Annotated in this window: 7 protein-coding genes; all 7 read left to right on the top strand. The window is 44.6% G+C overall.

Translation table 11 applies throughout. The features are described from left to right. Window positions 1–203 precede the first annotated feature (203 nt). The 7 genes from BF9343_RS21075 to BF9343_RS21045 all read left to right on the top strand — a co-directional run bounded on the left by BF9343_RS21075 (window position 204) and on the right by BF9343_RS21045 (window position 13510). Entirely contained in the window at window positions 204–1850 is a 1647-nt protein-coding gene (locus BF9343_RS21075) for a glycoside hydrolase family 32 protein (RefSeq protein WP_010993813.1), read from the top strand. A gap of 163 nt (window positions 1851–2013) precedes the next feature. Continuing rightward, window positions 2014–4767, top strand: a complete 2754-nt coding sequence (locus BF9343_RS21070; RefSeq protein WP_010993812.1) for a hybrid sensor histidine kinase/response regulator transcription factor — start codon at window positions 2014–2016, stop codon at window positions 4765–4767. A gap of 269 nt (window positions 4768–5036) precedes the next feature. Continuing rightward, window positions 5037–6410 (top strand): sugar porter family MFS transporter, encoded by a 1374-nt coding sequence (locus BF9343_RS21065; protein WP_005783452.1) that lies wholly within the window; start codon window positions 5037–5039, stop codon window positions 6408–6410. A gap of 23 nt (window positions 6411–6433) precedes the next feature. After that, window positions 6434–8086, top strand: coding sequence for a glycoside hydrolase family 172 protein (locus BF9343_RS21060; RefSeq protein ID WP_041926289.1), 1653 nt, complete (start codon window positions 6434–6436; stop codon window positions 8084–8086). 51 nt (window positions 8087–8137) lie between these two features. Beyond that, window positions 8138–11329: a SusC/RagA family TonB-linked outer membrane protein gene (locus BF9343_RS21055; protein WP_041926288.1), complete on the top strand. Its 3192-nt coding sequence runs from the start codon at window positions 8138–8140 to the stop codon at window positions 11327–11329. A gap of 11 nt (window positions 11330–11340) precedes the next feature. Next, window positions 11341–13086: a RagB/SusD family nutrient uptake outer membrane protein gene (locus BF9343_RS21050; RefSeq protein WP_010993809.1), complete on the top strand. Its 1746-nt coding sequence runs from the start codon at window positions 11341–11343 to the stop codon at window positions 13084–13086. A 16-nt stretch (window positions 13087–13102) separates the two neighbouring features. After that, window positions 13103–13510 (top strand): DUF4945 domain-containing protein, encoded by a 408-nt coding sequence (locus BF9343_RS21045; protein ID WP_005783445.1) that lies wholly within the window; start codon window positions 13103–13105, stop codon window positions 13508–13510. Window positions 13511–13522 lie beyond the last annotated feature (12 nt).

Genomic DNA, 13522 nt, shown 5'->3' with positions numbered 1-13522 from the left:
ATGCAAAAGTAGAGGAGTAAGATTTCGTGCCCTTTACGATCGTTTGAACGCTGAGTGACAAACTCGTTACATCCATGTTACCGTAAAGTCCCCCCTTGAAGTAACTTGCGTGATACGTTTTGTACGCTGAGTGATAGCATATCCCTGAAAAAATCCGTAAACTTGCACTCAGGTTTTCCATTATTAACTAACAAAATAAAACTATGCATTTGACTACAAAATTATTTTTTACCGCAACGCTGCTTGCCGGTAACCTGTTTGCTTCATTTGCCGGCGACGTTACGCTGAAGATAACGAAGAAGTATATCAACCTTCCTGTTTCCCACCAAGTGGACCGGAAGAAAATGACATTCGAGGTAAAAGGTACTCCGGAACGTAACTTCGTAATCCGTCTGGCTGACGAGAAACCCGACTACTGGGTATTCTGCGATGTCTCTTCCTGGAAAGGAAAGACACTTCGCATCAGCTATGAAGGGGAGTCTGCCGGATTGGAGAAAATCTATCAGGACGATGTGATTGCGGGGCAAGATAGCTTGTATGCAGAAAAAAACCGTCCGCAATTTCATTTCACCACTCGCCGGGGATGGATCAACGACCCTAACGGACTGGTTTTTTACGAAGGTGAATACCATCTTTTCTATCAGCACAACCCTTATGAACGGGAATGGGAAAATATGCATTGGGGACATGCCGTGAGCCGTGATCTGGTACATTGGGAGGAACTGCCGGATGCTCTGCATCCCGATGAGCTGGGAACTATTTTTTCCGGTTCGGCCGTGATCGATTATGATAATACCGCCGGATTCAATAAGAAAAACGAACCGGCATTGGTAGCTGCCTATACAGTGGATAATCCGGAGAAACAGCGGCAGTGTATCGCTTACAGTCTCGATAAAGGACGTACGTTTACCAAGTATGAAGGTAACCCGGTGATAGACTCGAAAGCGAAATGGAACAGTAAGGATACACGCGACCCGAAGGTCTTCTGGTATGCTCCCGGCAAACATTGGGTGATGGTACTTAATGAACGGGACGGACACTCGATTTATAATTCTGCCGACCTGAAGAATTGGGAATATAAGAGTCATGTAACCGGATTCTGGGAATGCCCGGAATTGTTTGAATTACCGGTAGATGGCGATAAGAATCACACTAAATGGGTGATGTACGGAGCTTCCGGTACCTATATGCTGGGCTCATTCGATGGACAGACGTTTACCCCGGAAGCCGGCAAATACTATTATTATACCGGAAGCATGTATGCTGCCCAGACTTATAGTAACATACCTGCCGGTGACGGACGTCGCATACAAATAGGATGGGGACGAATCTCACATGACGGTATGCCGTTCAATGGAATGATGTTGCTGCCCAACGAACTGACACTCCGCACTACCTCAAAGGGAGTTCGTCTGTTTAGTGTGCCTGTCAGAGAGACCGAGCAACTGTTCCAGCCTGTAGGAAACTGGACTTCACTTAGCTCTGATGCGGCCAATCAACGCTTACAGGCGTTCTCCGGTAAGGATTGTTTGCGGATCAGAACAACTATCAAACTGTCACATGCTACCAGTGCCGGACTGAATCTTTACGGTCAGCCTCTGGTGGACTATGACATGAACTCCAACCTGATCAATGGAGTGTTCTACTCACCTGACGACCGCACCAGCATGGAATTGACAGCCGACATCTACATTGATCGCACTTCCATCGAAGTCTTTATTGACGGGGGAGCCTATTCGTATTCGATGAAGCGCAGTCCGCGTGAGGGCAATCGTGAAGGGCTCCATTTCTGGGGTAACAACATAGAAGTTAAGAACCTGGAAGTGTTCTCGGTAAAGTCTATCTGGTAAAGTCGACGGATAGAAAGGGGAAGATGTAGGCAGAGGCGTGTCATCGTTCACCACAGAGTGGCACAGAGTCCCGATACACCTTGTCGTTCATTTTTTCCGGAAAAGGCGTCCTGTTTCTTTGCTTCAGGACGTCTTATATATGTATTATTAAGGAAAATGCAACATGAAAAACACAAATCTATTCCGACTGGCCTTTCTGCTTTTTGCAGGTTTATCTATATTCTTGTCCTCTTGCCAACCCAAAGAGGAAGGAGACAAAAAGTACGTCATTGGTTTTTCTCAGTGTACCTCCGATTCCTGGCGCGAAGCCGTATTGCTCGAAATGCAGATTGAGGCCTCCAATTACCGCAACGTAGAGTTGGTGGTATATAATGCTATGGACAACAGCAGCAGACAGGTATCTCAGATTCGGAAATTGATTTCCCAGAACGTGGATGTACTCATCATTTCGCCTAACGAGGCTGTTCCCATTACCGATGTGGCTGTAGAAGCTTATCGGAAAGGTATTCCTACCATTATTCACGACCGTAAGATACAATCGGATGAATATACGGTCTCTATCGGTGCCAATAATTACAACATTGGTTCTGCCATTGGTGAATACATTAACGGACAATTGCCCCCCAACTCCAAAATACTCGAGATATGGGGACTGGAAGGTTCGTCGCCTGCTATGGAGCGTCATGATGGATTTATCGATCATCTTCGTAGTGATAAGAATTTTCAGGTGACTCAGGTTTTTGGAAAATGGCATTATAACAGTGCTTATGACGCTGTCAACAGGTTAGCTACTTTTGCCGACATCGATCTGGTCTATGCCCACAACGACGTGATGGCGCTTGCTGCCCGGGACGTCATCATGAAGCGTGATTCCGTGTCCGGCAAACGTATCCGGTTTATAGGTATCGACGGGGTATATGGTGACGGTGCCGGATTGCAAGCCGTAGCCGATGAGAAGTTGGAAGCCTCGTTCCAGTACCCTACCGGAGGTGCTATTTCCATTCAGGTGGCCATGCAGATTATTAATGGAGAAAAGGTGAAGAAAAACTATGTATTGAACACTGCCATTATCAATCGGGGGAATGCGAAGACCATTTTGGCACAGTCCGAACAACTCAACCACTACCAGAAAAGAATCAACCGGCAGAAGCAGGAAGAAGATAATTTATTGTCTCGTTTCAAGTTCCTGCGCAACTCTACTATCCTGATTTTGGCATTGATGTTGCTCATTATCCCTTTGCTGGGATATGTAATGTACATGAACCTCCGGGTTAAAAATAAGAATAAAGAACTGCATGATAAAAATCAGCTTGTAGAAGCTCAAAAAGAAGAACTGGCTGTCAAGAATAGCCAGATTGAGAATATCTCCAACCAGAAACTACAATTTTTTACCAATATCTCCCATGAAATCCGTACTCCTCTTACACTGATACTTGGACCGGTCAATAAATTGATAAAGAACTCCAAGCTCGATCCTTCTATTCAAGAAGACGTGGCTTTGATGAAACGGAATGTAGACCGGCTCTACAGGATTGTCAACCAGATACTCGATTTCCGAAGAATCGACAACGATAAGATGAAATTGATTTTGCGTCAGGTAGATTTGATCGGGATGGTAAGGGAAGTTTTCGACTACTTTACCGGTATTGCCGAAGAGAAGCAGATTCATTACCGGTTCTCTACCAATATTGACGAACTGAACATTTACATAGATGTCAATAAGATAGAGCAGGTGTTGGTAAATATCATTTCGAATGCCTTTAAATATTCGGATAGTGGGGGAGATATTTCTGTCCGGATTACCGGTGAAGCGGAAACTGTCCTGCTGGAAGTGGAGGATCACGGGCGGGGAATTTCAAAAGAGAGTATGGAACACCTGTTTGAACGCTTCTATACCGGTAATAAGACTTTCGGTACAGTAGGCTTTGGCATTGGACTCAATCTTTCAAAAGAGTATGTCGACCTGCATGACGGTGAAATCCGTGCAGAGAGTCAACCGGGAGAGTATACTTTATTCAGCGTCCGGCTTTATAAAGATATCGCTCACTATACACACGAGTATATACTGGAAGAGACCGATCGCTTCAATCTCAGTTATCACGATATGGAGGTGGATACGACGGTGGTCAACGAAATGCTTTCTAAAACCTATGATTACCATGTCCTGGTCGTGGAAGACGATCCCGATGTACGATATAGCTTACGGAAAGAGCTGTCCGCCAATTTTCAGGTAGAAGTGGCAGGTAATGGTAATGAAGCATTGGACTTGTTGGGACAGGGTGATGCTTTTCACTTGATTCTGAGCGATGTATTAATGCCCGGTATGAATGGGTTCCAGTTGGTTAACCGGGTGAAGAACGATCTTGCTTTCAGCCATATCCCCATCATACTGCTGACAGCCTTGTCCGAAGACAGCCAGCGCATCTACGGCATTGCCGAAGGAGCGGATGAATACATTCCGAAGCCATTTAATATTGATTTCCTGAAAATACGTATCATCAACATTATAGCGGAACGGCAGAAGATGAAGGAAATTTATATGAAGAACCTTCAGGCCGGTACGATGGACAATGTGGAGGTATGCAAACTGATGAAGGTGGACGAGTTGTTCAGGGATAAGCTGCTGAGTATTGTCGATACACAATACGAAAACTCCGATTTCAGTATTGAGGACTTGAGCGAGCATCTGGGATTGTCGAGGGTACACCTTTATAGGAAGATGAAAACACTGTTCGGTGTTTCTCCTACCGACTATTTGCGGAATTACCGACTTAACAAAGCAATGCTTTTACTCAAAAGCCGGAAATACAATATCAGTGAGGTGGCCTATATGACCGGTTTCACCTCGCCTGCTTATTTCACTAAATGTTTCCGTACGCTTTATAAAGTTACTCCATCGGAGGCGATGACAACCTGAAATACAGTAACTGGTCCGTGTTATTAATAATGTCTTGGGTTAATCTGTGTCATTTGCGATGAAAAGATTCTAGTGAAGAACTCTTTATCACAACGGTTACCTTTCTCGTTACATCTTCAGGTAACCGTATTGATAGCTTTTCACTATTTCTGCCAGATGTTACTATCTTTATATCGTTTGTTTCCTGTGTTATACCTCTTCCGGACTATTCTGGCTAACATTGCATCAACAATCACACATCGTATAACTACTATAAATTTAGATTCGAAATGAACAGAGAGAACAAACCTTTATTCCTATATACTTTTATCACCGTTTTTGGTGGATTGATTGTAGGGTTAAATATGGCAGGTATTTCCGGAGCCGTTCCTTTTTTACAGGAACAATTTATGTTGGATGATATGGCTTTGGGATTGGTGGTAAGTATTCTGACCGTAGGTTGCCTTTGCGGTGCTTTGCTGGGAGGAGGTTTTAGCGACCGTTATGGCAGACAGAAAGTCATGTTCTCGTCAGCTGTCTTTTTTATTGTTTCTTCTTTGGGCTGCGCATTATCCGGTAATTTGGTTTCACTGCTGGTTTTTCGCCTGATATGCGGGCTGGGTATCGGAGTGATCTCTGCCGTAGCACCTATTTATATATCTGAAATATCTCCTGCCCGGCTGAGGGGAACACTGGTTTCCTACAATCAGTTGGCTATTGTGATAGGAATTCTAATTGCTTACATTGTAGATTATATATTGCTGGACTATGAGCGGAACTGGCGCCTGATGTTGGGATTCCCGTTCTTCTTTAGTGTGGCCTATCTGTTGTTATTGGGTATATTGCCTGAGAGCCCACGTTGGCTTTCGGCTCGTGGAAAAGCAGGTAGAGCCAGGCAGGTGGCCAGTAAACTGAACCTGGAAGCCGGTGAGATGACCGTGTCCGACACAAACACACAAGAAGGTAGAGATAGGATAAAGGTAACTGAATTGTTTAAGGGTAACTTGGCTAAAGTGGTTTTCATAGGTTCTATACTGGCCGCCTTACAGCAAATCACGGGTATTAACGTCATCATCAATTATGCACCTTCCATCTTCGAGATGACAGGTGTTGCCGGGGATATTGCCCTTGTGCAATCTATCCTGGTGGGAGTGGTGAATCTGCTGTTTACCCTGATTGCTGTGTGGCTGGTCGATAAAGTAGGGCGTAAGATTCTGCTTCTTTGCGGAAGTCTGGGGATGGGCATCTCATTGCTGTACCTGGTTTACACTTTCGTAGTTCCGGCAGCCAATGGTATCGGTGCCTTAATAGCCGTGTTATGCTATATCGGATTCTTTGCCGCTTCACTGGCACCTTTGATGTGGGTGGTGACTTCCGAGATTTACCCTTCTCGTATTCGTGGAACAGCTATGTCACTCTCCACCGGAATCAGCTGGTTATGTACTTTTCTCACCGTTCAGTTTTTCCCCTGGATACTGAATAACTTGGGCGGATCGGTTGCTTTCGGAATCTTTGCCATTTTCAGCATTGCTGCATTCGCATTCATTTTGTTTTGTGTGCCCGAGACCAAGGGCAAGTCACTGGAGGCAATAGAAAAAGAGCTGGGAGTGGATAAAGAGGCTGAGGAGAATGTGAAAGAAGAACATGCTTTCTCGAAAATATAATAAACACAAAATTGGATATAAGTATGAAACAAAGTAAAAGAAATCTATGGTGGTCCGTCTGTGCAGGACTCTTGTTCTGCTCGTGGGGATGTAGTTCCCAGGTGTCGGATAAGCCGGTAACGCTGGAAACGTTGTTGGACGAAATGGTATCGGTGGAGGAACAGGCGCTGTATCCGGTTCCCTCTTATACCTGTCGTCAGGAAAGTAGCTACGACCGTGCATCAGTATCACCCGATTCTGCCGGTTGGTTTGCCAATAGTGACGGGTTTGGAATCAAACGGGTAGATACGGTGGCAGGCCGCATTGAGAAAGTGATGTTCGACGAAGTCGGACCTGGAGCGATCACTCGTATCTGGATTACTACCATTGACAAGCGGGGTACATGGCGGTTTTATTTTGATGGTTCTGATCAACCGGGCTGGATCATTCCGGCTTATGACCTGATGCGGATCAATGTACCCGGATTGGGAAAGGGAATGTTACAGGCACACACCAGCTATACGCCCGAAGGTAAAGGAGGAAATACCTTGTTCCTGCCTATCCCTTATGCCCGTGGGTGTAAAGTGACATTCGAAGACGAGCCGGGAGTGAATCCGACTCCCAAGTATTATCACATCAACTTCCGTAAATATCCCGAAGGCACACAGGTAGAGACTTTTTCTAAGGAGGTAGTGGAGAGAGCGGCACAGAAGATTGCCGAAGTAGACAACCGTCTTCTTCAGCCGGTAGCCGGCCGTAAAGGTGAGATCCTCCGGGAGGAGAAGAGTATTCTTCCTTCCGATTCATTGGTCATCCCTCTGCCTGCAGGCGAAAATGCGGTATACGAAGTGAAGTTCAATATTCGTATCGATAATCCTGAACAATATGCCCAGTTGATGCGGGAATTGGTGTTCAGTGCCGGGTTTGACGGAAAGCAGACCGTATGGGTACCGTTGAGTGACTTCTCCGGAGGTGGTATGGGTGCCCCCAAGGTAGATAGCTGGTATCTGACATCCGATGGAAAAGGAAATATCTCCAGTCGTTGGTTGATGCCTTATCAAAAAGATGGTGTGCTGAAAGTGCTTAACCTCTCTTCCCGGTCGGTTGCTGCTACAATGGAGGTGAATGTAGCTCCATTAAAGTGGAATAAAGATCGTTCGTTGTATTTCTATGCTTCATGGAGACAGGAAAATGGTATCTATATCCACGATAAACCTGAAGAGGCCGACCAATGTGTAGAATGGAACTTTGCTACCCTGAAAGGTAGAGGTGTCTACAAAGGCGATTTACTTTCACTTTATAATCATGCCCCGTTGTGGTATGGTGAAGGTGATGAAAAGATTTGGGTGGACGACGATACTTTCCCATCACATTTCGGTACAGGCACAGAAGATTACTACAATAGTTCATGGGCACCGGTAGTGCCTTTCTATACTCCATTTGGAGGAGCCCCGAGAGCCGATTTGGAAAGCTCTCACGGTTATAATGCTTTCTATCGCACCCGCCATCTGGATGGTATTCCTTTCAATAAGAGCTTTAAGTTCGATATTGAAATGCTGGGATGGAAACGAGGTGAGGCCGATTATGCCACTACTATTTATTGGTATGGCGATCCGGAGGCACAGGTATTTGGAACTTCAGGTATTGAAGAAGCCCGCCGGCAGTTGCTGCCTGCTGTTGAGGCTTCGGCAGACTGAAAAACATATGATAGTATTATTTAAATTTTTAATTAAATCTAATTGGTGAATATGAAACATGAAAGACCTTGCCTTGTGGCCTCCGGAAGTGACTGGCTGCAAGAAGTGTTGAGAAGGCTTTTGGTCTGGGTGGTTGTCTTGTCCTCGGGGACATTGATGGCATACGCGGGCAATCTGGATATCAGCCAGACGAAAGTCATTACGGGTACGGTGACCGAAAAGGAAACAGGTGATCCGTTAATTGGAGTAAACGTTTCGGTAAAAGGTACTTCGAAGGGTACGATTACAAATTTGAATGGCCAGTATTCGGTCGATGTGAATTCCGATAAAGATATTCTGGTATTCTCGTTTATCGGAAAGGCTACACAGGAGAAAGCAGTGAAAGGATTGAGTCAGATTGATGTGGTGATGGCCGATGATGCCACGATGTTGGGCGAAGTAGTGATCCAGACCGGTTATATGACACAGCGTAAAGCTGATCTTACCGGTTCGGTTGCTATGGCCAACACTTCGGATTTGGCTCAGAATCCTTCGACTAATGCATTGAAGTCTTTACAGGGAAAATTGCCGGGTGTATTTATTACTACAGATGGTAGCCCTGGGGGAAATGCTTCGATACAGATTCGCGGACTTACGTCACTGAATGCGCAGCCTAACCCGCTGATCGTACTTGACGGATTGGCAGGAGACTATAACCTGCGTGATATCAACCCAGCGAATATTGAATCGATTCAGGTGCTGAAAGATGCGGCTTCGGCCAGTATTTATGGTTCGAGAGCTGCCGGTGGTGTGATTATCATCGAAACAAAGAAGGGTAAAAAGGGTGAATCGAAGATTAGTTACGAAGGTCGTGTACAGTTCTCTAAATGGGTTAATAAACCCGACCTGTTGAATACCGATGAGTATGGACGTGCCATCTGGCAAGCGTATGCAAACGACGATAAACTTGGTGAAATCAAGCAAAGTGTCCGTTTCTTCGATTATGACTGGAGTTATGACAGCAACGGTTATCCGGTACTTAATTCCGTGAAACCGGTGGAATGGCTGAATACAGCTCAGACTATGCGCTCAGCCGATACTAACTGGATCGATGAAATATCTCGTACCGGAGTATCGCAGAACCATCAGATTTCAGTATCGAGTGGTACTGATAAATCACGTACTTTCTTCAACCTGGGTTATGAAAACACAGAAGGTATTCAGATTGAAACTTTCTGGAAAAAATATTCGGCTCGTTTGAACTCGGAGTATGACTTATTGAATGGTCGTTTGAAAGTAGGTGAAAACCTGGAGTTGAACTATATGAATTATCGTGAAGCCAACCATACACAGCTTGCTGCAAATGAACCCCCTATCATTCCTGTATATACCGAAACCGGTGGTTGGGGTGGTGCTTCTCTCGATGTGGGTATGGATGACTATCGTAATCCGGTGAAGGACCTTATTCTGGGGAAAGACAATGTCAATAAGTTCCTGAAGGTAATTGGTAATACGTATGCCGATTTGATGATTATCAAAGGTTTGAACCTGAGAACATCATTCGGTGTAGATTATCGTGGTTCATATTATCGTGCAGTCGATAAAAAATGGAGTGAAGCAGACGGTTCGGGCCGTGATGAAAAGTTCAACTATGTCCGCAACGATCAGACTCATTTCCTGGAATACCAGTGGACCAACCAGATCAACTATAACGGGCAATTCGGAAAACACTCGATAGGAGCTGTAGTCGGAATGGAATTTACGAAAGCTGAAAGTGAAGCATTCTATGCACGTAAAGACGGTTTGACTCTGGAAGACAGAGACTATGCTTTTTTAAGTTCGGCTACTGGTGACAAGATTACAGAGGCTACCGGTTCGGGTGATGCTTATGCTCTGTTGTCATACTTCGGTAAGTTCAACTATTCGTATGCTTCCAAATATCTGGCATCGGCAACATTACGTTATGATGGTTCTTCCAAGTTCGGTGCTGATAACCGTTGGGCAGTCTTCCCGGCATTTTCTTTGGGATGGAGAATTAAGAATGAACCGTTCCTTGAGAATGTAGATTTTCTTTCGGACCTGAAGCTGAGATTCAGTTGGGGACGTAATGGTAACTCGGCCATTCATAGCGGATACCTGCAAAGTAGTTATGTAGCCGATTATAACGGAACTTCTTATGCTATGAACGGACAGGAAAGCGGTTCTCTACAGTCTGGTTTCCGTAAATATCTCACCGGTAATTCGACATTGAAATGGGAAACTGTAACACAGACCAACTACGGTATCGATTTTGGTTTCTTCAACCAGAGCCTGGTCGGAACAATCGATTACTTTTATAAGAAGACAACCGATATGCTTTATTTGCCCCCTTATATCGGTGCATTCGGTGAAGGTGGAGATACTTATGTGAATGGTCCGAGTATGGAAAACCGTGGAGTTGAAATCTTGCTGACATACCGGAACAGTCTTCCATCGGGATTTAATTATAGCATTACGGGAAACATCGCGACTTTCAAGAATAAGATTACTGAATTGCCGGACAATGTGAGAAGTGTATATGGTGGAAACGGTATGTTGGATGATATCATCGGACGCCCCCGTAACTCTATATACGGATACGTGGCAGACGGAATCTTCAAGACACAGGAAGAGGTGGACAATTCACCGCAGCAGGCAGGAAAAGGTTTGGGACGCATTCGCTATAAAGACCTTGACGGAGACGGACGTATCACTCAGGACTACGACCGTACATGGATTGGTGTCAGTGACCCGGACTTTACTTATGGTTTGAATCTTCAGGCTTCGTATAAGAATGTAGACTTAGCTCTCTTCTTCCAGGGTGTGCATGGCGGAGATGTTTGGGATTCATGGATTGAATACAGTGACTTCTGGAACATTCAGGATGTGAATAATACCAACCACTTGAAAGGTGTATTTAATGCTTGGTCTCCTCAGAATCCGGACTCTAACATTCCGGCTCTGTCTACTCGTAACACCAATGATGAAAAGCGTACGTCTACGTATTTCCTCAAAGACGGTTCGTACTTGAAGTTGAGAACGATAGAGCTGGGATACACTTTCCCGGAAAGTATGGTGAAGAAAGCAATGATCAGCCGCTTGCGTGCCTATGTTTCGGCTAACAATGTATTCACTATCAAGAAATGGTGGGATAGCAATCGTTTCTCAGGTCCCGATCCTGAAATCCGCGACTTTGGCTATGTCATTCCATTTACCGCTACAGTCGGAGTTAATATAACCTTTTAAATAGAAATAGTATGAAAACCTTTTATAGTTTATTTCTGTCATCAGCCCTTTTGCTTTCCTTATTGGTGACGAGCTGTGCCGACCAATTGAATATTAACCCTAAAGGGGTGCTGGCTGATGATTTATTATTAGGAAAGCCCGAACATATTGATGATTTTGTGACTCCGTGCTATTCGCTGATTCCTTATCTGCCCTGGTCGGAAGCTCATGCATGGTGGATGCATGGTTCTATCCGATCGGATGATGCTTACAAAGGCGGATCGGGTGTAAGTGACCAGTCGGCCTGGCACGATATGGAAGTTTTCTCTTCTGTAACTGCCAATGTAGGGAACAATGACGGACCTTGGTTCAAAGGATATGTAGCGATATCCAGATACAACCTAGCACTCTATGCCTTGTCTAAAGTTACTGATGAAAACTATCCGTTGAAAGGTGTACGTACCGGTGAGGTGAAATTCTTGCGCGGAGCTACCTATTTCTTTATGAAGACTCTGTGGAGATACATTCCTTGGGTGGATGAAGAGAACGGAAGAACGGTGGAAGATGTGACTAATATTTCGAACCGCCCCAATGGTACTGATGATACATATTTGTGGGAACACATTGTTGCCGATTTGGAAGAGGCTGTCAGACTGTTGCCTGAAAAACAAGAGGAGATAGGTCGTATCAACAAGAATGCCGCACGTGCAATGGCTGCCAAAGCTTTATTGTTCATGGCGTACAAGCAGGATGCAAGACATCAGGTAGTCGAAGTGGATAAGAAGATTCTGGAACGTGCCTTGGTTTATATCAACGAGATCACTGATCAAGAAGGTGGAAACGTAGGCTTGTGTGAAGATTTTGCCGAAAATTTCTTGCCGGAATATGATAATGCTACCAAAGAAGCAATTTGGGAAATCCAGTATTCTATCAACGACGGAACATCAAGCGGAGGAAATACAAACAATGGTGCAGAATTGAATGCTCCTTCCTGGGAACCTTATTTCCCATGTTGTGACTTCCATAAGATGAGCTTTAATATGGCAAATGCCTTCAGAACCGGTACAGACGGATTGCCTTTGTTCGATACGTTTAACGATGCGGAAATGAAAGGAAGATACAAAGAGTATTTCGATGAAAATAGCTTTGACCCTCGTTTGAGTCATACGGCGGCTATCCCGGGATATCCTTATAAATATAATCCGGATTTGCTGTACGAGGAAAAGGCTTCCAGAAGCCCTGGTGATTATGGTTATTTGAAATCTGTTAAAGAGTTGGTTCCTGCCGGTTGCGATTGTATCATTGTAAACCGTAATTCGATGAATGTGAAGCAAATTCGTTATGCTGAAGTCTTGTTGTGGAAAGCTGAGATCCTGATTCAGTTGGATCGTCACAAAGAAGCTCGTCCTATCATTAATAAGCTGCGCGAACGTGCTAATAACAGTAGAATTCGCTTGTTGATGGCAGATGGTACTCCTTACATGAATTATAAGGTCAGCTTGTATACCGATGAGGCTGCTTGGACCAAAGACTATGCATGGAAAGCATTGATGTTTGAGAATCGTCTTGAAACAGCATGTGAGGGAAGACGCTTCTTCGATCTGCAAAGATGGGGAATCCTGGAGCCTACGATGAATGCTTACTTCCAAAAAGAGAAAACCCGTTTCTCTTGGATGAATAATGCTGTCTTTGTTGCGGGAAGAGATGAATATAAACCTATTCCTCAGCAACAGATGAACTGGGCGAAAGGAAATTATATACAGAATCCGGGTTACTAATAAAAAACAGACGATTATGAAAAGAATATTATACTTTTTTTCTGTGATGCTTTGTATACTTGCCGTCACAGGTTGCCAGGATCGCGATATCATTGATTTTAAAGATGGAGTTTCCTTACCTCCGGTGACCGATTTGAAATCGTCACTGACACCTGATAATGATGCGGTGTTGGAGTGGAAACTACCTTCAGCGATTCCGGAAGAGATACAACGTCCTTTATCCGTTTATGTTCAGGTTTACAAAGGGGCGGTGCTGGAGCATCAGATTTCTTTGGAAGGTGAACCTACTTCGTGGGAATATACACTGAAAGAACCTGAATCCAAATATAGGATTGTGGTTAAGGTCCAGGGGATGTTGAAAGAAAAGCCCTATGGACAATCAGATGAAATATATTCGTTGGGACAAACAGTTTCTATAAATTGATTGAGAGAAAGA

Source organism: Bacteroides fragilis NCTC 9343 (assembly GCF_000025985.1).
GTDB classification, from domain to species: domain Bacteria; phylum Bacteroidota; class Bacteroidia; order Bacteroidales; family Bacteroidaceae; genus Bacteroides; species Bacteroides fragilis.
This window is presented reverse-complemented; position numbering and strand designations above follow the sequence as displayed.